The organism is Halobacteriovorax sp. DPLXC-1 (assembly GCF_036903125.1).
GTDB lineage: Bacteria > Bdellovibrionota > Bacteriovoracia > Bacteriovoracales > Bacteriovoracaceae > Halobacteriovorax_A > Halobacteriovorax_A vibrionivorans.
In genome coordinates this window covers 122,602-142,800 of sequence record NZ_JAYMCO010000004.1, presented here as the reverse complement: position 1 = coordinate 142,800, position 20,199 = coordinate 122,602, and the positions used below count along the sequence as shown (strand labels likewise).

The 20,199-nt window shown below is 35.0% G+C and carries 14 protein-coding genes; 7 read left to right on the top strand and 7 right to left on the bottom strand.

Annotation, left to right across the window (positions count from 1 at the left end; translation table 11 throughout):
* Positions 1 to 3: 3 nt before the first annotated feature.
* Both VCM44_RS14725 and VCM44_RS14720 read right to left on the bottom strand, forming a co-directional pair.
* Positions 4 to 1,629, bottom strand: a complete 1,626-nt coding sequence (locus VCM44_RS14725) for an AMP-binding protein (protein ID WP_334679239.1) — start codon at positions 1,627 to 1,629, stop codon at positions 4 to 6.
* Positions 1,622 to 3,988, bottom strand: coding sequence for a phosphotransferase (locus tag VCM44_RS14720; protein ID WP_334679238.1), 2,367 nt, complete (start codon positions 3,986 to 3,988; stop codon positions 1,622 to 1,624). Before VCM44_RS14720 ends, VCM44_RS14725 begins: the two co-directional genes overlap by 8 nt.
* A 232-nt stretch (positions 3,989 to 4,220) precedes the next feature.
* On the opposite strand from VCM44_RS14720, the gene VCM44_RS14715 reads away from it, so the two are divergent.
* The 3 genes from VCM44_RS14715 to VCM44_RS14705 all read left to right on the top strand — a co-directional run bounded on the left by VCM44_RS14715 (position 4,221) and on the right by VCM44_RS14705 (position 9,119).
* On the top strand, positions 4,221 to 7,682 hold the full coding sequence (locus tag VCM44_RS14715; RefSeq protein WP_334679237.1) for a DUF3857 domain-containing protein: 3,462 nt from the start codon (positions 4,221 to 4,223) through the stop codon (positions 7,680 to 7,682).
* Between the two features lie 173 nt (positions 7,683 to 7,855).
* Positions 7,856 to 8,125, top strand: a complete 270-nt coding sequence (locus VCM44_RS14710; protein WP_334679236.1) for a hypothetical protein — start codon at positions 7,856 to 7,858, stop codon at positions 8,123 to 8,125.
* 493 nt (positions 8,126 to 8,618) lie between these two features.
* The gene (locus tag VCM44_RS14705; protein ID WP_334679235.1) at positions 8,619 to 9,119 is read left to right on the top strand and encodes a hypothetical protein; all 501 of its coding nucleotides are present in this window, start codon (positions 8,619 to 8,621) and stop codon (positions 9,117 to 9,119) included.
* Here VCM44_RS14705 and VCM44_RS14700 read toward each other — a convergent pair whose 3' ends face one another.
* Together VCM44_RS14700 and VCM44_RS14695 are read right to left on the bottom strand one after the other, a co-directional pair.
* Positions 9,120 to 10,034, bottom strand: coding sequence for a GNAT family N-acetyltransferase (locus VCM44_RS14700; RefSeq protein WP_120404571.1), 915 nt, complete (start codon positions 10,032 to 10,034; stop codon positions 9,120 to 9,122).
* On the bottom strand, positions 10,024 to 10,959 hold the full coding sequence (locus VCM44_RS14695; RefSeq protein WP_334679234.1) for a hypothetical protein: 936 nt from the start codon (positions 10,957 to 10,959) through the stop codon (positions 10,024 to 10,026). Before VCM44_RS14695 ends, VCM44_RS14700 begins: the two co-directional genes overlap by 11 nt.
* A gap of 63 nt (positions 10,960 to 11,022) precedes the next feature.
* Here VCM44_RS14695 and VCM44_RS14690 point away from each other — a divergent pair, with 63 nt between their 5' ends.
* Complete coding sequence (locus tag VCM44_RS14690) at positions 11,023 to 12,060, top strand: DUF3419 family protein (protein WP_120404572.1); 1,038 nt, start codon at positions 11,023 to 11,025, stop codon at positions 12,058 to 12,060.
* 26 nt (positions 12,061 to 12,086) lie between these two features.
* Here the strand turns inward: VCM44_RS14690 and VCM44_RS14685 are convergent, their stop codons facing one another.
* Positions 12,087 to 14,750: a PEP/pyruvate-binding domain-containing protein gene (locus VCM44_RS14685; RefSeq protein WP_334679233.1), complete on the bottom strand. Its 2,664-nt coding sequence runs from the start codon at positions 14,748 to 14,750 to the stop codon at positions 12,087 to 12,089.
* A 47-nt stretch (positions 14,751 to 14,797) separates the two neighbouring features.
* Between VCM44_RS14685 and VCM44_RS14680 the strand changes: the two genes are divergently transcribed.
* A complete protein-coding gene (locus VCM44_RS14680; RefSeq protein WP_334679232.1) occupies positions 14,798 to 16,357 on the top strand; it encodes an AMP-binding protein in 1,560 nt (519 codons plus the stop codon).
* A 50-nt stretch (positions 16,358 to 16,407) separates the two neighbouring features.
* Here VCM44_RS14680 and VCM44_RS14675 read toward each other — a convergent pair whose 3' ends face one another.
* A complete protein-coding gene (locus tag VCM44_RS14675; protein WP_114706372.1) occupies positions 16,408 to 17,205 on the bottom strand; it encodes a phosphatase domain-containing protein in 798 nt (265 codons plus the stop codon).
* Positions 17,206 to 17,263: 58 nt separating this feature from the next.
* On the bottom strand, positions 17,264 to 17,746 hold the full coding sequence (locus VCM44_RS14670; protein WP_114706371.1) for a hypothetical protein: 483 nt from the start codon (positions 17,744 to 17,746) through the stop codon (positions 17,264 to 17,266).
* Positions 17,747 to 17,891: 145 nt separating this feature from the next.
* Between VCM44_RS14670 and VCM44_RS14665 the strand changes: the two genes are divergently transcribed.
* Both VCM44_RS14665 and thiI read left to right on the top strand, forming a co-directional pair.
* A complete protein-coding gene (locus VCM44_RS14665) occupies positions 17,892 to 18,992 on the top strand; it encodes a cysteine desulfurase family protein (RefSeq protein WP_120404575.1) in 1,101 nt (366 codons plus the stop codon).
* Positions 18,993 to 19,000: 8 nt separating this feature from the next.
* On the top strand, positions 19,001 to 20,191 hold the full coding sequence (thiI, locus tag VCM44_RS14660; RefSeq protein WP_114706369.1) for a tRNA uracil 4-sulfurtransferase ThiI: 1,191 nt from the start codon (positions 19,001 to 19,003) through the stop codon (positions 20,189 to 20,191).
* Positions 20,192 to 20,199 lie beyond the last annotated feature (8 nt).

Sequence of the window (20,199 nt, the reverse complement as noted above, 5' to 3'; positions counted from 1 at the left end):
TATTTATCCTATTTTTTCTCTTAATAAGAAATTAAACTTAAACTTATTTTTAATCCACTTTGATGCAAGTAAGTTAAGGCCAAAGCGTTTTTCAACTTTATTTAGCTCTCCCTTAAGAAAGCGCTGTCTCGCATCCTGTCTTTTTACTTTACCACTTGTGGTCTTCTTTAGGGTCAACTCTGGAACAATGATAATACTGTCTAAAGTTAGTGCAATTTTAGATCTAAGGATTTCAATAACTTGCTCCTTTATCTTATTGCGGCCCTCTAATGACTTCTCATTTGTTTCAATAACGATTTTGGCCAGTTCACCATCTAGTCCTGGTACACTGAAGGCCACGATGCGACCTAATTTTACTTGAGGTACTTTTGCGGCCTCAAACTCGATATCATTGGCATAAATATTGACTCCATTACAGATAATTAAGTCTTTGCTTCTTCCTGTAATATAGAGGTTTTTGTCTTCATCTAGAAAGCCTAGATCACCGGTATTGAGCCATCCATCTTCTAGGTGAGTGGCACGGCCATAGTAGTGGTCTGAAATTGATGGCCCCTTAATATAGATTTCTCCAATTCCATTTTCACTATTTCTTATCTCTAGCTCGGTAGGAGAGAGGACTTTCCCACATGAGATATACTCTTCATTATCACGAGACTGTTTTCTATACTGAGTTCCTACTTCGTGAAAGGTAACAGCAAGTGTTGCTTCTGCAAGTCCGTAAACAGGCATTATGGCCTTTGAGTTAAATCCATATTTCTTAAAGCGTTTGCTAAAAGCATCGAGAACATTTGCCTTGATTGGCTCAGCTCCACATTGAGCAAAACGAATATGACTTAGGTCAAGACCTTCTAGTTTGCTTTCTGGAATCTTTGTGGCACAAACATAGTAGGCTGAATTTGGTATACAAAGGGCACTACACTTCGTTTCACTCACTAGGTGTAGCCATTTGTGAGGGGCAATAACATAATCCTGAGTTCGCACAATATGACATTCTAAATTACTTAGAAGTGCTGTCATTAGACTTCCTATTAGTCCCATATCGTGATGAAGCGGAAGCCAAGTACAAATCGAGTCTTTATCTGTTAGCTTAATCCCAATATTAATTTGCTCATTATTTGCCAGTAGATTTTTATGACGAATAACAACACCCTTTGGTGCAGAAGTAGAACCTGAAGAGTATTGAATAAAACAAGTATCTTCAAGTGTTGGGTTTGCAAAGCTTGATGCCAGTTTTTTTGCTTCGTCTAATTTTAATATATTTGTGTATCCCGCTGGTGTCTTCTTTGCGGCGATATACTTTGTTTTTGCACTAGAGGCAAATTGAAAGAGTAGCTCTTCAAAGTCTTTCTTTAGCATCAGGGCATTTGAGGCCATTGGAACAGGTGTATTTCCAGATAAGATAATCCCAAAGAAGTAAGTGACAAAGTTTTCTTCGTTTTCAAAAGATAGAATTATATTCTCATCTTTAATATCGTTTTCAATAATCTTAGATGCAATCTGACATGCTTTTTCCATCATCTCATTAATGGATAGAGAAGACACAAGCTTATAATTCTTATAAAAGAATAAGACTTTCTTATTTCTTTCTTCAATCGAGTGTGAAAGTAGCTTTTGAATTAGATTATGCATCAAGCTCTCCTTCAATGAATTGGATGATTTCAAGCGTTTTATTAAAGATATGTGGCATAAATACATATTCATTTACACTGTGACCAACATAGTAGAAGAGTACGCGATTAAGTAAGTACTCATATGAGCATGCCAACATATTTTCTAATTTTTCATTTCTCGCTAGCTCAATACCGTCTTTTTCAAAGAATAAATCAATATCACTTGCAATCTCCTCACTTGGAGTTGTAAAGCTCATGAACTCTACTAGATCACGGTATGGAGAATTAAATCTTGATAATTCCCAGTCGTAAAAACATGGGCGACCTTTCTTAAAACAGATATTTCTTGGGTTAAAGTCATTGTGTGTAAGAGTCTTTGGACCTTCATCAATAAGCTTTGCCCATTTATTGATATTAGAAAGAATTTCTTCTAATTTACTTTCTGTTTCTGCACTTATGTAGCGCTGAGCACGGATATAGGTAATAATTGATTTAGTTAAATCAGCGTCAACTTTCGTCTTTCCTAAGTTTAGTGAAGAATTACTAACTTCTTCACTTGAAAGAAAGCTTGTGTGTACCTTTGAAATGGCATCATAAATAAGCTCTCTCGTTGAACTAATCCACAGCTCTGGAGAGGCTTCAGTATTAATAAGCTCTACTTGTGAGAAGTTTAAATTTTCAAGAAGAATTAAATATGCTTCTTTTTGAGTATTGATATAGGTACCGTGTAGAGTAGGTATATAACGTGAAAAATCACGTGATACCATACGGTAAGCTTCTATTTCTCTAATATGACATTTTGTAAATTCGTTATCTCGAATAGTCTTTAGGAATTTGCGTCTTATATCACTATCTGCAAAACCAGCAATTGCTGCAAGGCCTGCAATAACATCAGTATCTAGTGGTTTTGATTTTAAAATAACTTGTTTTTCTTTATCCACTTCAAGTGCAGTAAAGCCCAGCGACTTATTTACAACTCTTGATGTTGCTTCTGTGATGATTCCATTTTCAACGTTAACTTTTACATCGTGTTCAATAGTCTCACTTTCTTTTAGTGATTCTGAAAGATCAGAGAAGTTTTCTTTGATAAAGTCTTTTGTTATATCTTTTGTCTTAAGCTGATCTTTTGGATTATTTCTTCCAAGCTTGTCGTGAGCGTAAGCAAATTGTCCACCACAGATGGCCGACATTGTTGAAAGCTCAAGAGATAGAGCAGCTCCTGCAATAATTTTTGCAAAACGCTCAACCTTTCCAGCTCCTGCACAATCAATTGCTTGAAGACAATTCTTATAATGGCCAAGTCCTGTTCCACCACCAACTGTACCGATTACAAGAGATGGAAGAGTTAAGCTTACATATAAACCTTTTTCGTGTTTTTCAAAATTTAAAACCGCCGTAGATGACTCATGGATACAAGCAAGGTCTTGTCCCGTTGAAGCAAAGATTGCAGCAACTGCATTGGCAACGTTTACGTTATATCCTATCATCCCTTCAAGGCGTGTGATTGGAAGTGATCTAAGATATAGATTAATCAAGTCTGTACTTGAAGTTTTTAGGATTCTCTTTAGTACTTTTTCTGTGATCACACATTCCGCAGTCACGTAAGTTCCACGCGTTTGCATGGCCGATCCAACAGAAACTTTCTTATCACTTGAGCCATTTCCTTCTAAGAAAAATTCAATAAGATTAATCTTAGAAGTAAGAAGTTCTTCTTTAATCCATAGACATGACTGCCAAGTACAAACTGTAGTCATATTCTGACCAGAAGCATCTGCACATTCATAAATGAATTTAGCGTGAACATTGCGACCAATAAGAGTCGTCTTGATCTTTTTTAGATCAGCAAAATTAGAATATTTCTTTGTGATACTTTTGATTGTATTAAAATTATCTTCAAGCCATGCCTTAAATTCATCAGCATGATCAATATCTTCAAATGTAAAAACAGGTGCGCGATACATGCGCTTTCTTGTGACCTTTGCTTTAAAACCACCACATAGTGAAACAGCAAGTGCTCCACGAGTAATTGAAGAAACCAGAGCACCCTCTGAAGTTGCAATAGGGATGTAGAGCTCTTCCGTCTCTCCCTTTTCATTCATTTTCAGTGGCCCACAAATTCCCATAGGAATTGAAATACTTCCAGCGTAGGACTCGATATTTCCCTTTAAATTTAGGCCATCTAGGTCCGTTGTTGCAATGGCATCAAGGTCTTGCCCACATTGCTCTTCTAGAAGCTCGATACGCTTTAGACGAGCTGCCTCAGAGTAGTCAAAACGAGATGGGGCCGACAGCCTCTTCTTTGTCGCTTTCTGAGCAGTTTTTGGGGCAGGAGCAAGCTCCACATTTGCAGAATTTGTGTGTGTTTGTTCTATCTTCATCCTTCTAATATAGCGTTTTGAGCGTTTCACATGGGGGAGTTTGAAATTAATACTATAGGTGTTCAGAGTTTTTACGTTGTTTTGAGTCTCATTTATTAATTTTGTAACTGGTATAGATCTTAAGAATTTCAGGTGTTTATTTTTGGTTTCTTTGAACTGCCTAAATATAAAATATTTTTAACTTTTCTTTGTTTAGTTGCCGATAAGTGACTGTAATTATAGGGGAGTTATTTTGATTAATAAAATTTATTTTTTTGTGTTAGTTGTTTTATCGCTTCTTCAGTTAAATTCTAATGCTCGTTATGCAACTAAAAAAGATCTTAGTTTTCAGATTCTTGATAGTCATTCAACATACTTTTTTAAGTCTTCAGGGCATTTGAAGGAAGAACAAAAGCAAACATATGAGGTTTTAAACTCTCATGGCGTCGAAAAGTATAAGATCTTTAAGATACCTTATAATTATGTACGTGATAACTTAATCGTACATTCTATAAAAGTATCAAATGGTGATAAGACAATCGTTGTTGATCTGAGTAAATCACAAAGAATTCCTGCTTCTGCAAGTAATGATGGGCTTACATCGACATACTTCTATGCTGTTCCAATACCAAGTCTAGCTGTCAATTCTACTTTTACTGTAAAGTATACAAAACAATCAAAAATACCAAGAATGAATTTTGATAGTGTTTTTACATATGGCTATAATGTTTTAGAGCAAAATTCTACAGTAGAAATATATTCAGAAAAACCAATTTTTTATAAAGAAAATGATCCAACAAATTCTGTTCTTGTAGAGAGTTCAAAGAATGATAATGGCCATAAAATCACGATAAAGCAGATAAGGCCTGTTTTATCGATGCCGTATAGTGAGCAAGGTGCGATTGTTGAGTCTAAGGATGTACATTGGGTGACATTAAGCTCAGTTAAGAATTGGGATGAATATGCAGATTTATTTCGGTTAAAATATGAAAGTAGATTATCTGACAAATTACCTAAAAGCTTATTGAAGATTAAGGAGAAGGCCAAAGAACTTAAAGGTATCGATAAAATAGTTGATTTTATTCTAGCTTCAGTTGCAAAAAAATATAACTATATTGGAGATTGGCGAACTGCACAGAGTGGATACATTCCTCGTTTATTAAAAGATATTGAATCAACAGGTTATGGTGATTGTAAGGACTTTTCAATAACTGTTATTAAGATCCTAAGAGAGCTTGGACTCAAAGCATATCCTGCATTTATAAAGAGAGGAGTAAGTGGATATACTCAGTACTTTGATATGTCTATACCACGTAGCTCAGCATTCAATCATGCAATTGTCTATTTAGAATATGAAGGAAAGTCGTATTGGATTGATCCAACAAATGAGAGTTCATATGGACTTAAGTTAAGAGACGATATAGCGAATAGAGAAGCACTTATTCTATGGGATAAGAAGGAAAAATTAAAGAGAACTTCTAATGTCTCATATGATGACAATTTAATTAAAATTACAAAAAAATATAATGTTTCTAATAATTTAAACTTCAGAGTTTCAGGAAACCTCACATTAACAGGCTCAAATATTTTGTTATTAAGTGAGTTACAAAAGAGAGGCGGGAGTGAAGTTGTTAATAAGTTTCTTGTAAACTTAACAAAGGGAATAGACCCAGTCGATAATATTACATTTAATAATATAAATGTTGATAGATATTCATACAATGACCTTAAGTCTAGTTTCGAATATAAAGGTGTTTTTACTGATCGAGATAAAGATGGTGTTGAAATTGGCTCTCGTGGATTAGCTACGTTGAATACTATTACAAGTGCATTCCAAAGTAATAATAAATTCGCTAGGTATCTTGGTCCTATCATGAAATATGAAAAGAATTTATATTTTCAAAATGTGAAGCTAGGAGAATACCATAATTCGATTTGTGATATTAAGTCGGAGTGGATCGATTATAGAAGTGGTGTTGAATTTAAAGATAAAACACTTCATTTCTTTGAAAATTATACGCTAAAAAAGAACATCATCTCTCGTTCTGAAATAAAGAAGTCTGGCCATAGTAAAGTGAATACTGAGATTGATCGTTGTCGTATTGGAATGCTTGCTAAGTTTACAAGTTTAGATAAAGAAATAAAAAAGAATGACTCTGTAAAAATAGCGAAGATGTCTGTTGCCGAGCGATTAGCATATGCAAAGAATCAAATAAGAAAAGGTAGAGGAGGCGATAAGGTCGTAGACATTCTAATGGGAGTTATTGCAGATGATCCTTCTCAGATTGAGGCGCTGTATTTGGCATCTAAGATTATTGAAGGCTTTGCAAAACATCGTGGCTATATTGATAAAGGGAAGCTTAAGTATGCTCAGCTATTAGTGAATAAAGCACTTGAAAAAAATAGCGAGTACGTAGATGCTTTAGTACAAAAGATCTGGCTTGATTATAGAATTAATGGCCTTGGAATAATATTTAAAATAATTGAAGAAAAGATAAGTGAATTTCCGACTCAGAAGAAAAGCTTTTATCGATTACTTGGAAAGATATTTTATAATGAGAAGAAGTATGAAAAAGCAATTGAACTTTACACAAAAGGAAGCGAAGGTGTTTTAAATCCAGATATATTATACGATGTCTACCTTAATGTGGGGAGAAGTTATACTTTCTTAAAAAAGTTCAACGAAGCTCGCGAAAGTCTTAATATGTGCTTGAGCATAAAACCAAACAACCAAATGTGTACAATGCGCATGAGAGATTCTTATATTCAAGAAAAAGATTATGCAAATGCTATAAAGTGGGGAAAGAAGACTTATGAAATAAGTCAGAATGGATATGGTGTCGATACATATGCTTTTTCTTATATTTATTATGGAAATAATTTATTTCAAGAAAAGAAATACGAAGAAGCTATAAAACAGTATAGTGAAAGTTTTAAAATTCGGACTACGGGGGTCGCTCTGTTAAATACGGCCCGCTCATATAATAAATTAAAAAAGCATGAGAAAGCTTATGAATACCTAAGTCGTTTATTAAAAATTGAAGAGTATGAATATTATATAGATGAAACTAATAAAGAAATTGTTGAAACTTTAATAGCGCTTAAAAAGAATAAAGAGCTTCTTGAGTTTTCTCAGTCTATAACTCCAAATAATAAGAATTCAAAATCGCAAGTTCATTTAATGGCCCTTGCTTCTTATTATTTTGTTAAAAATAACCATATTGATGAGTTAGAAATCATTTATGACAGAATGAAAGAACTTTATAAGTTAGAGTCCGTTCGCGAGGACTTCTATCTTGTTAGTCAAATCGTAAATACAGTATATAACTATGCTTTCTTGAAATTTGACGAAGATGCTGTCAGATATGGAAAACAATTAACAAAGAAGTTAGAAACTTTAGTGAAGTCAAAAAAAGATAGATCTACAGCACGTAGGTTTAAAAAGAATTTTGCTAAATTCACTCCTGAAAATATTGCTCAAGTAAAACAAAGGAGAAAGATTGCTTCTGTAACAGGATCTGAGGAACCTGGCTTTATTGATTATATATTTATATTTATTACGTATTATAAGAAAGAGTCTATGGCGATTGGTGCTCTATTGTTCTTACTCTTTATTAATAGGAGACATAAAAAAATTAAAGCGGAAGAAAAAAGGCGTAGGAGAAGACGTAAGAAAAAAAGAAAGATGAAGAATAATAGAAAGAATGCAGCATAGCGATGTACAAGAACTTAAACGGTGACCTTCTCAAAAATCATTCCAGTTGATTTTATTAAGAGAAATATAGTCCTAAGACAGGTTATGAATATCAGTTCTAGGTTAATTTCCTTTACGCACGGTAAACGAAAAGTGAGCTGGAACTAAAACTTATCTACCAGAGTAGGAATGATATGAGATGTACAATCTGTAATGGTAAATTAAATAATAAATTCGATAAAAGGATCATTTGTTCTAATTGTGGTGCTAACTATAGTGTTCATTTCAATATCTTAGTCTTTTTAATTAGTATATGTGTTACTCTTGCTGGTTTGTATCTACTTCTTAAAAATGAAGAAGGTATTGGATATTATACGCTTACAGGATTAATTGGAATTGGAGGAGTTATATCTTATAAGGTTTCTATCCTATTAGGAAGTATCGTTCGAGTTCATGATGAATAAAGTTAGCAGTCATTATTCATCTTATCTTTATAGCTTTAGTATTACTTTCTTAAACTCTTATGCACAAGGTGAGCACTCTTATTCTGATGTAGAGTAGAGTATACTTTTCGAAATATATTCAATTCCTGATTTAGTATAGAATTGTTGATTAAATTTTGTCATAGAAACCTCCGGCCATAAATAATCGAACATAAATTTTCTTGAATAAGGCTTTGTTTATAAACCCTTGTTATTGTTGAAGAATTATCGTTTAGGATTTTCTTAAAATTTTGATGTTTGTAACTTCTATGATTACAGTAGTTTATCGTTTGTAACTATGATCTTTCTTAAGTTACTGATATTGCTCATGTTTTTTGACTATCAAACGATAAAGTGTCGTATATTACTAGATGTGTATTTCGAAAATTAGTCAGATTTTAAAAGAGATACGACTTATACGAATTACTTAGGCTACATCAAAATATTTATGATTATTGAATTTTATAACTACTTAATGACGCAACTGAAAGGGTTCATTCCTGTAGGAAGCTATACAGAGAAAGTATTACTACTTCTCATTGTCACCATAGCTGCGTTGATCTGGTTGAAGTTAATAACTTACTGTTTAAAAAAGTTTATTGATGAGAGAGCAAAAGAGAAGAGTATGGATATTGAGATGACTTTAGATGGTGATTTGAAAATGACAGAGCCCGCACTTAAGGATTTCAATATTCGTCCTTGTCCAAGTTGCGGGAAGCGCACAATCTCTTGGATGCATGCAATAAAGAAGCCTCAGACTTGTGGAAATTGCGCAAGACGATTTGTCGGTGTTATTCCTGAAAGCAAGAATCGATTCTGCTTTTGTCTTGCTATGATCAGTATTCTCGTGGGGGTGTTCTTACTATCGATACAAAGTGTATCAAGTAAAATTAGCTTTCTTGTGGCAATTGTTGGCCTTCTAATATTCTTTCTTTATAGGCTCTGGCCAAAAAAACTTGTTGAAGTTAAAGACTAATCAAAGACTAAATAAGTGATAATGGCGATCCTTTTGTGAAATATCCTTAGCAAAAAGTGATGGTAGATTTCCCTCTCGCATAAGACAGAGAAATGCCTGGTCGTAGTTTTGACGTACTTGAGGAATTATTTCTTTAAGTAAGTAGATAAAGCTTAGCCCCATATGGCGATGATCTGGATGAACTCCCATCGTTTTTATAAGAAGTCTCTTTCGGTCAGCGGCCGTGATATCAATGAAGTTTAAAATTATTCCCACTATTTGTTGGTTGTCTTTTGAAACGAGACAGCGAGAAGTAAATGGACAGATAAGTCCCGCTGCTTGTTCTCCATACTTTGCTTTAAAAGTCTCAAATGAAAGGGTTGAATAAGCTAGATTTTCTCCAAAGACTTGATCTGCACTTTTATAAAAGCGTTCGATATTATCCATCCAGTACTTTGTATCAATGACTTGGAGAGTGTATTGATCTTTCATGACACTATCATCGATTTCATCAAATTGCTTTGACCAGTCTAAGAGTTTTTCAAAGTCATTAATTTCATACGTTAGATAACTTTCAAAGATTTCACCATGTGACTTTAGTAATTGATAAAGCTCAGGCTCATATGGCGGCTCCATTAAGTGATGGGGAAGGTCTTCATTTTCTTTTAAGCGATATGTATTATAAGTTGAAAAGTTTAATGGCCCTACAATCTTCTCACTTTGATGCTTGGTCTTATATTCCCTGGCAGCATCAATGAAATCATTATTAAGCTTACCTTGGCAGAATCCAAAATAGGCCTTGTTATCAATGAGGAAAAAGACAGCGCTTGAGTCATCATCACTAAACTGCTCAATGCTTGAGATGGAATCATTGTCTTTAAAGAGTTCAAATTCCTGTTTATGTTGAATTGATAGGCCTTCTAAATTAATTTCCATACATACCTACTAGTAGTGCAACGTAGAGAAGAAGAGCAAAGAGTCCAAATGATTTTTCATTCTTCTTTCTTCCATCTAGGCTAGGTTTCTTTAAAAACTTTAAAAGAGTTGACTGTGCTGCTGCAAAGCCAGCTATTCCCATTCCTACAGTAACACCACGAAGGTTAGGGATAAGTGTTGTGAAATATAGAAAACAGGCAAGTGTAATAATATTCATAATTGAGATAATGAGCACACTTCCACCAATGCCGTAGATCTTTGTATAAGAATCAAGAGTTTCGCTTTCTTCTTCTGGGCCTCTTGTCTTTCTTGTAATTTCGTAAGAGAAGCCTGAAGTTAAGGCCATGACGAGAACAATAATAGAATAAGTTTCAAATTGAGGAACCTGCCACTTTGTTGAAAAGATCCAAATTATGATAAGAGGAGAGACCAGCATGTGAGAGAAAGAATAAAGAGTTAGTCTTTTTTCAAGCCAACTTCCAACAAAGAATTCCTTTGCCATAAGAACGGACCAAATATAGACGATCCCGTAGCAAATAAGACTTAAATAATTATTAGAGATTAATAATGAAAAGCTCACACAGATGACAGTGAAGATGGCCGCCATGATATCGAGATGCCAGAGCTTTATAAGTCCTCTTTGAAGTGCTCTTTCTGGATGATTGATACAATCAATTTCAAAGTCCTTGTGCTCATCAAAGACTCTTAAAATATAATAGTGTCCAATTACAGCAACGGCTCCAAGAAGATCCATTAAGACAAAATCTAGACTTTGATCAGTTAGAAAGAGTGCGATACGAGACATTACGAAATATGTAATGATACCTGAGATAACATTATCGATCGGAAATCTTTCCTGTGACCAAGCGAAGTATCTCTTTAAAAATGAATCTTCCATTGTAATGTGACTAATGTCTTTACTCATACACCCTCATTTGAATTTATTTTCTTAATATCATTATATAATGAAAACATTTATAATTGGACTATGGCGAAATATTTTACTGATAAACTTAATTATTCATTAGCTAACGAAGACATTGAGCTAGAGGCCAATATTTGTAAAAAGTTGAAGCCCAAGAGCATTGGTTCTATTTGTGGAGCAGGACCTCGCGGTCTCTACTTATTACCTCAAACTGGCTGTCAGCTAGATTTATTCGATGTCTCAGAGATTCAGATTGAATGGGCGAGGGCCTATGAGAAGGCCATTTGTGAGCTAGATGAAGTAAGCTTTCTTCGTGCTTATCACGATGATTCATCGATTTTAAAGAGTATTGGAATAAATATTGAGCTTCACGATATTCTCGATAGTAATGAAATTGCTGCCCTGGCTGGAAGTTGGGAGAAAACTTTTCTTAAGTTTTCTAAACTTGCCAGAAAGATTCTTGGCCACAAACTTATTCGCCAGTTAAAGAATTGCCAAAGTATAGAAGAGCAGAAATATATCATCACTTCAACTTCGTTTAGCGTGCGCTGGACGGTGGTTTTGGCCATTGTTGGTAATAAGGCCATGATGAATTCTTTACTTTATAGTGGGGATTTTATTAAAAAGAACTTGAAAGAAAGTTATGTGAAATTCTATCGTTCACGCTTTGCCCGACTTTTTTCTACAACTTTGATAAAGGATAATTTCTTCCTAAGTCTATGTCTGTTTGGTGAAGTAACGTTGACGAATACACCTCTTAGGTGTCGAAGCTTCAATGGCCTTCAAACAAGTGTAAAAGAATCTGAAATACATTATCAAATAGGTGATATCGTCTCTACTTTATCAAATGGCGAAAAACAATATGATTATTTTTCATATTCTGATGTTCCAAGCTATTTTGATGATGAGCTTGGAAATAACTTTATTCAAAAGGCCAAGCCTTCAATTAAAGTTGGTGGAGTAATTTGTGTTCGCTACTATCTAAGAGTATTTGAGCCTGATCTTGCAGGCTTTGAGGATATTACAGATCAATTTTCTTCAGAGATTAAAAATGAGAAGGTTGGTGTTTATAATATTAAACTTTATCGCAGAATCGCATAATAAAAAAAGGACCTAGTAGGTCCTTTTTATTTTACTATCTTTACAATTCCTCTTTCACAATCCATTTCAATTTCATCACCATTTTCAATAATTTTAGTGATGCCTGGTATACCTACAATTGTTGGTATCTTTAACTCTCTTGCAATGACTGCTGAGTGAGATAAAGTTGAGCCTTTCTCAACTAATAGGCCCTTGATCGAAGGAAAGAGCGGGGCCCATCCTGGATCTGTTCTAACTGTACAAAGAATTTTATCATTTACATCAATTCCTTCATCAGGCTTAAAAAGTAGGGCGACTTCACCATTGATCTGTCCAGGATAGCAACCAATACCTTTTAGGGCACCATCTGGATCGATTTCTGTGTGTCCTTCATAGATAAAGTCATTACCAGCATGTACGAAACCAAAAGTTTTAAAGTGATGGCCCGGCTCATCATTTTCATATGACTCGTACTCGGCCTTTCTAAGTTCAATTAAGTCTTTTAATCGTGTTTGCACAATCCTTGCATCTTTTAATTCTTCAATTTCACTTAAAGTTAAAAAGAAAATATCTTCTGGTGAATTAATAAGCTCAAAAGAGGCCATTTGATTTCCCATTTCTCGATAAATTTGACGGGAAATACCAAATGATTTTGTACGAAGTAGCCTTGTGTTTTCGCGGTAGCGAATCGCCTTACGTAGCTTTGCAAGGTCCTTATAGAAGCGCTTTCTTGCAAAGAATGATAATTTCTTTTTTACAACAGGAGCAACTTTCTTTTCTTCACTTTCTCTTAATTCGACTTCGCCAGCAATGAAGGTTTCATATCCTAAGCTCTTTTTAACGACATAATTTTTTAAAATATTTATTAAGAAACTTGGATCTTCACGTAGAGAAAGACTTTCAAGTTTTAATTCTCCAATTGTACGATCACCAAAGGCCTCAATATAATCTAAGCACATTTGATATACTTTCTTATCATTTAAATAGATAAAGTCTAAGACATTCTTATTTTCAACTTTAAGAAATTCATCAATAAGAGTATTGTCCCACTTTTTTATCTCATCACTTATTTTTAGTAATTCCTTAGTTGGCTGTGTTGAAGCAATATCAGACTCACCAGAGAGGAGATTCCCTAGAACAAGATCTGGATTTTCATAGCCTAATTTATCCATCCAACGATACATCTTCCCATTCATCATCATAACGTAGAAGTCATTGATGAGAGGGGCATGCCATTTTTCAGTGATTTTCTGATCCAGCTCTTCAGTTAAGTCGTAGAGCTGTGTAAGGTTAAGACGATTAAGCTTTGAAAAGTCGATTTTATTATATACTTCGTAGAAGCCATCCATAAAATCAGCAACGACCTTATCTATTTTAGAAAAATACCACAGTAGGCTACCAAAAGATTTAATCATATTTGGTATCATGGCCATGCGCTGGGAAAATGAAAGGTCCTTATCTTCGATAAAGTCGACTGGATCTGTAATTCCCATCATCTTTTCCATATCTCCTTTTGATTGTTTAAAAGATGGAAGTAGCAAAAGACCTTTGTACCATGATTGAATATTATAGAAGACGCGCCCATTGATAAGCGCAATCATATTCTTATGTCGTTTTTCGTGTTTCTTTAGTTCTTTCTCGCTTAGCCCCGTTAGACCTAGAAGTTGATGATAAACCTTGAAGTACATTTTAGATGCATATGAGAAAGTAAGGGGAGTTGTAACACCATTAAAAGATTCTTGAATATTTGAGTTATCAAAGACATTCATAAATTCATGTCTTTTATCCATAGGTAAAGAGGTAATATCTCTTGTTTGTACTATGTAGATTTCACCATCTTGAATGCAAAACTCTATATCTTGAGGCTTCTTTTTAATTTTAAGGATAGAAAAGGCAAGTTCTCTAATTGCTCTTATTTCATCATGAGATAAGACCGGTGATTTAACTTCATCTTTTTCTACATCGATTTTCTTTGTGGTCTTATTTTCGAAGTCAGCGATGATCTTGAAATCTTTTTCTCTAATTTCACTTTTAATCACGTCGCGATCATCAATAGTGAATTCATCAGTATTACATTCACCACTTACAACACCTTCACCTTGACCGAAGTTTGCTGAAATTAGCATTTCATCTCTGTGCCCATTTATAGGGTTTGCAGTAAAGAGAACTCCCGACTTTTGAGGATCAATCATTTCTTGAATGATAACGGCCATCTTGGGTGTTGTATGATGAATATTATTCTTAAATCGATATGTAAGTGCAGTTAGTGAAAAGTTACTTTTAAAGCAGTTTCGAATGGCCTGAGCGATTCTATCTTTACCTTGGACGTAGAGGAATGACTCCAGTTGTCCTGCAAATGAGAAATGACTTCCATCTTCATCTGCTGCAGAACTTCTTATAGCGTAGTGGAGCTCTCCATTAACATGGGCCATGACATCTTCAATTATATCAATTTCACATTTATCAATTTCACTATGAATGGCCGCGATCAATTGCTTTAGTGAGTCGAGATTTTCTAATCTTGTATAATCATCAATAAGATTCTTTAGCTTATCATTTTTGTCAATCAATGTTTGAAAATAATGAGTTGAGAGACAAAACCAATCAGGGGTCTGTACTTTACACTTCTCAAGTTTAGCTAAATTAAAAGCCTTTCCACCAATGTCATTCGTTGTTGCAAGCAATGCTTGCGATTTCGTTAATAGATACATTTCCTACCCAACATTACTTTTTAATAGATTTCATTTAATATTATCATATGAAAAAAATTGAGGATATAAGGAAAACTCTGGGGTACTCGGGGATACCAATAAATGGTTGCCATTATTTAGACGAGCATTTTCGCTCTCAGTTAAATAAGCGCTGTCTTGTTTATCAAGGCCAAGATCTTAATTATGAAGACTTTATGAAAGAAGTTGGAGCATGGATCAAGACACTTGAGTCTCAAGGCCTAAAGAAAGGGGATCGCATAATTGTTATTATGCCTCTTCGACTGGAGCTCTATCAACTCATGTGTGCTATTTTTTATTTGGGACTAGTTGTGGTGTCTGTTGATTCTACAATGCCTAAAGAGAAGTTAAAGCAGGCCCTCGTGGATGCTAATGCACAGGCAATCATTTCAGTAAAAGAGCTTCTCAAGTGGACACCTTTTCTACCAGCTCTTTGGAAGATGAAGCGTTTTACTTTTGATCAAAGTTGTCTTTTTTCAACTCAATTAACTAAGATAAAAGAAGATCCAACATTGGAGTTTAAACAAGTTCCTCTCCAATCAGATGCTCCGGTTCTTATTTCTTTTACAAGTGGCTCAACAGGAAGGCCTAAGGCCGCAAATCGAAGTCTTGATATCTTTTTATCCCAAAAAATAGTATCTGAATATTTTTGGCTTCACAAAGACGATGAAGTGGATATGCCATTTTTTCCAACTCTTGTTCTGCAGAATTTAGGACTTGGAATAACCACAATCTTTCCTGATATGGACTTTAGAAAAATTAGAGAGTTTGAACCTGAAAGAGTTGTAAAACAAATGAATCAATATGGTGTTACGCGCTTTAGTGCCACTCCTATGATCATTAAAAAACTTGCCAAGTACATAAGTGAAAATGAGATAAAAATTCCAAGCCTTAGAAGTATTATCATCGGTGGGGCAGAGATAACGACAAAGGATGCAAGTATTGTCTTAAATGCCTTTAAGTCAGCTTCTTCACAAGTTGAAATCCATATCATTTATGGCTCAACTGAAGTGGAGCCTATAAGTTTCACTCCTATTGATGAGTATATTAACAATGATGGAGTGGGGCTTAGACTCGGTCAAGTCATCGATGTTTTAGATGTAGAAATTAAAGAAGTTGATAATGCCTTTGATTTTAATCAAGATGTGCAGTGGGGTGAGATATGTTTAAGTGGGCCCCATGTAATTAAAGAATATATTGATAATCATCCAGCAAATAAAACCACAAAGCATAGAGATGAGAACGGGACTCTTTGGCATTTAACTGGGGATGTGGGTTATCTTAAAGATAATAAAATTTATCTCTTAGGAAGATTAAAAGATTGCCTGAAGATAGATGGAAAATTAATTCCTACATTTCACCTTGAAAATGAATTGGCCAAAGTTGATGGAATCTCTCGTGTTGCATTTGTTCAAGTTGATACAAAGGTCTTATGTCTTGTCGAGGGACAGGAGAGCTTAAAAGACGCTGTAGGTGTATTTATTGCCAAGTGGAACTTAGGAAATGTTGAGATTCGTTTTGGAGAAGTTCCTGTTGATACGAGACACTTTTCAAGAGTTAATCGAAATGAGATTCGAAGCTTTTTATAAGGAAATGGATAAAAAGCTTCGAATCACTATTTTAGTCCCTGCTCACAGGACTAATATTTATTACAGATATAATTAATTTTCTTTGTTAGCTTACTCGGTAGAGTACTTCTAAAGATCGACCAGAAACTTCTTTTGTGTCCACGACAACGAAGCCATGCTGGTATGTACATTGGTCCATCATCATCTACATTTGTTTCTCTCATAAAGTCTTTTAGGTGGAGATCAAGGAGTTCCTGAGAGTCTCTTTTTTCAATGACATCTCTTTGATACAGATTGTCTGCAATTTCAAATGGTGTCACAAAACTTCTTTGGTCTGGATAAAGAGCATTGCTCTCGTCAAAGTGGTATGCAGCTCTAATATACGTATAGAATTTAACTTCTGGATACTCTTGAGCAATATCGTGATAGAAAGTATTGTCATGCTCTCCGTTATCACCAACTAGAATTACATTTTTCGGATCTTCTCTTTCAATTAATTCTCTTAGCCTTTGTGCTTTAAATACTTTAGTTGATACCTTAATTGGCCTAATCTCAAGACTTCCTTGTGGAAAGTCACCAAGATATAAAAGAGTTGAATGAGACCACTTCATTAATTCTTCTGGAGCATTTGTAAGATAGTAAACTTCTGCTCCAGTTCGATCCTTAATAATATGATAAAGATCTGCCATTCCTAGAAAGATATTATTGACCTTGAATGCATTCTTTACGGTATCGATCTTATCTCTGATATGACCAATTTTAATTGTATCGTCGATATCAGAAATTAGGATTGTCTCAGCTGCAAGCCCTGCAGTTGAGAAAGTGGAAATAAGAAGTGTAAGTATCGAATTTTGAATAAGTTTCTTCATGATTTGATGTTAGGAAATTAAATCCTCAAAATCATGACGCACAGCTAATTTTTGAACATTATACAGAGATTTCGTTAAAGTTTTCCATCCAAGTGGCAAATTGCTTACAATTTCGCACCTCTAGGGTCTTTAAAATATAGAGTTTTTTATGTCCGTTAAAGCTTAGAATCTCGCCGCGGGCCTTAAGCTCCTTTAATCTTTCTAATTCTTTAAAGTGCTCAATATTTCGGTAATCACAGGTACTAATTGTTTCTGTGGTAAGTTTCTTCTTTTCTAATAATTCACTTTCTAGCTCTTTTAATAGCTTTAATTGGTCTCGATTTAACTCATTCTTCATGAGGTTAAGCTGCTCTAAATACTGCTCTCCATTTGAGAGACTTCTCTTTGCTAATGTTCCCATTCCGCGTGAAGTAAGCCTTGAGAACTCCTCAAGATTTGCTTGCGTATTGTAGAGATAACGACTTGCCAGTGCCGCTTGTGAAGCATTTGAACTAAAGTGGTAGACTCCAATTAATATGAGTAAGAAGTAACGTATTTTCATACTAAATAAGATGCAACGACGATGCCAATTTCACAGGGGTGATGAGACGGGGTTTCAGGGCCTTAGGCCGTTTATTTTATGGACAGTGTCTAAAAATATCGTTATTTAGGGTACTTAGTTTTTATTTCGTGTTATAAGGCATCTTATGTATTATTTCGATCACGCGGCCTCCACAAAGCTTTATCCAGAAGTTGTGGAAGTGCTATCTAAGAGTTTTGAATTAGATTACCCAAATCCTGCGGCCAAGCACGCAGCTGGAAAGGCCTGCGCTAAAAAAATCGAAAATGCCCGCCAAGAAATCTTAAAAGGTTTAGGACTTTCTGGAGAGGGACAATTTGAAATCATTTTTACTTCTTCTGCTACGGAGTCAAATAACCAGGTTATTAGAAGTATTGAGGATGGGATTGTCTACCTTGCTGGAGATCATCCATCTGTTACTAAGGTTATTGATGGTGGTGAAGGCCTAAGATCAATAGATGAAATTGTTGATGCCGTTAATGACACGACAAAGCTCGTTTGCATAAGCCTTGTCAATTCTCAGTCTGGACAATTATTTGATGTAGAGTCAATTACCCAAAAAATAAAAGAGAAGAATAAGAGTTGTCTTGTTCATGTTGATGCCACTCAAGGCTTTGGTAAAGTTCCATTCACTCTTAAGAATTCACAAATTGATTTTGTATCCTTCGGGGCCCATAAAATGGGAGGTCCTCGCGGTATCGCTGGGCTAATTTATCGCTCAAGTCTAAGTGAAAAACTAAAGCGCTACTTACGAGGTGGCGGACACGAAAAGGGGCTACGAGCTTCAACTCCAGCGACTTCACTTATCTTAGCGCTTGCTAAAGCATGCGAGCTTTCCTTTGCTGACTTAGATAAGAATATGGCCCGAGTTAGTGAGCTAAAAGAAGAAATAAAAACGAAGCTAGCTTCTTTTCACAATAATATCAGTTATCCATTTGAAGAGCGTAAGACTTCTCCTTATATTTTGTGTGTTCAATTTGCAGGTATTGCAAGTGACGTTCTAATGCGCCATTTAGAAATGAAGCAAATTATGATCTCTTCTTCAACTGCATGTTCGGCAAAGATAAAGGGAAAGAATCCTTTATTTGTAGGCCTTGGTATTGATGAGAAATATCATAAGAATATCCTTCGTATCTCATTAGGTAAGTCCACGACGAAAGAAGAGGTGGATGCAATGTTAGATGGATTTAAGCAAGTGATAGATGAAATTGGTTTTTTAATTAAGTAGGACTAAATATGTATAAGAGTTTAATTTTAACTGTTGATGAATTATGGCTAAAGGGAAAGAATCGCAAGAATTACTATCGTAAGCTGCAATCAAATCTTTCACCAATCTTTAGTAAGTTTCATCACACGAGTTGGAAATTAAAGAATAATCAACAAAGACTTGTTGTAGAAAGTGAGGAACCATTTAGCGATGAGCTAATTGATCGTCTTCGTTGGGTTCCAGGGTTAAGTTCTGTTACTCCAATGAGAAGCTGTCCACTTGATCTTGATTATGTTTGTGAGCTGGCCGTTAAAGAAATTGGTGCCCTTGAAAATGTAAAAACATTTAAAGTTCATACTAAAAGAGCATTAAAACAATTTCCTAAAAATAGTGATGAAATTAATCGCTACATGGCCACGGCCTTATTAAAAAATACTGATCTTAAAGTTGATGTTCGCAATCCAGATATCATGGTTGATATAAAAATCATGAATGAAGAAATCTATCTCTCATGGGAGAAGATTCCTTGTGTTGGTGGACTTCCTGTTGGAACAAGTGGTCACGGCGTGACACTTCTTTCTGGTGGGATCGATTCTCCTGTTGCTTCATATATGATGGCACGACGTGGAATGAGACAAACTTTCGCATTTTTCTGGGCCTATCCTTATGTGGGTGAAGAAGTAAAAGATAAGATTATTGAACTTGGTAAGAGTCTATCTCGTTTTCAAAATGATGGAATCAAGCTCTATGTCCTTCCTTTTGGTGATATTCAAAACTATCTTGCAAAACATTGTAAAGAAGATTACCGCACATTATTTTTTAGAAAGTTAATGATGGATGCATCGGCCTATCTAGCAAGGAGAGTAAAGGCAAATGCTCTCGTTATGGGAGATGCGCTTGCTCAAGTTTCGAGTCAAACAATTCATAATATGAGTGTACTTGATCGTTCTTGTCCGATGTTAACACTTAGGCCTTTAGTAGGTATGAATAAAATTGATATTATCTCTTATGCAAAAGAAATTGGAACTTTCGAGACATCGATTATTCCACATGATGATGCGTGTTCTATGTTTGCGCCAAAGCACCCAGTTATTAAAGCAGATATAAAATACTTTATGGAATTTATGGAAGAACACGATATGCATCAACTGATTAGAGATTGTGTCAATAATGCTGAAGTGTATCGCTATGACATTGAAGGGAACTTTACACAAAAATGACATTCGCT

Bases quoted from the DNA above. Each gene is read 5' to 3' on its own strand.
- VCM44_RS14720 (WP_334679238.1), bottom strand. From the start codon at position 3,988: ATGAAGATAGAACAAACACACACAAATTCTGCAAATGTGGAGCTTGCT.
- thiI (WP_114706369.1), top strand. From the start codon at position 19,001: ATGTATAAGAGTTTAATTTTAACTGTTGATGAATTATGGCTAAAGGGA.
- VCM44_RS14690 (WP_120404572.1), top strand. From the start codon at position 11,023: ATGGCGAAATATTTTACTGATAAACTTAATTATTCATTAGCTAACGAA.
- VCM44_RS14665 (WP_120404575.1), top strand. From the start codon at position 17,892: ATGTATTATTTCGATCACGCGGCCTCCACAAAGCTTTATCCAGAAGTT.
- VCM44_RS14700 (WP_120404571.1), bottom strand. From the start codon at position 10,034: ATGGAAATTAATTTAGAAGGCCTATCAATTCAACATAAACAGGAATTT.
- VCM44_RS14675 (WP_114706372.1), bottom strand. From the start codon at position 17,205: ATGAAGAAACTTATTCAAAATTCGATACTTACACTTCTTATTTCCACT.
- VCM44_RS14725 (WP_334679239.1), bottom strand. From the start codon at position 1,629: ATGCATAATCTAATTCAAAAGCTACTTTCACACTCGATTGAAGAAAGA.
- VCM44_RS14695 (WP_334679234.1), bottom strand. From the start codon at position 10,959: ATGAGTAAAGACATTAGTCACATTACAATGGAAGATTCATTTTTAAAG.
- VCM44_RS14680 (WP_334679232.1), top strand. From the start codon at position 14,798: ATGAAAAAAATTGAGGATATAAGGAAAACTCTGGGGTACTCGGGGATA.
- VCM44_RS14670 (WP_114706371.1), bottom strand. From the start codon at position 17,746: ATGAAAATACGTTACTTCTTACTCATATTAATTGGAGTCTACCACTTT.
- VCM44_RS14685 (WP_334679233.1), bottom strand. From the start codon at position 14,750: ATGTATCTATTAACGAAATCGCAAGCATTGCTTGCAACAACGAATGAC.
- VCM44_RS14710 (WP_334679236.1), top strand. From the start codon at position 7,856: ATGAGATGTACAATCTGTAATGGTAAATTAAATAATAAATTCGATAAA.
- VCM44_RS14705 (WP_334679235.1), top strand. From the start codon at position 8,619: ATGACGCAACTGAAAGGGTTCATTCCTGTAGGAAGCTATACAGAGAAA.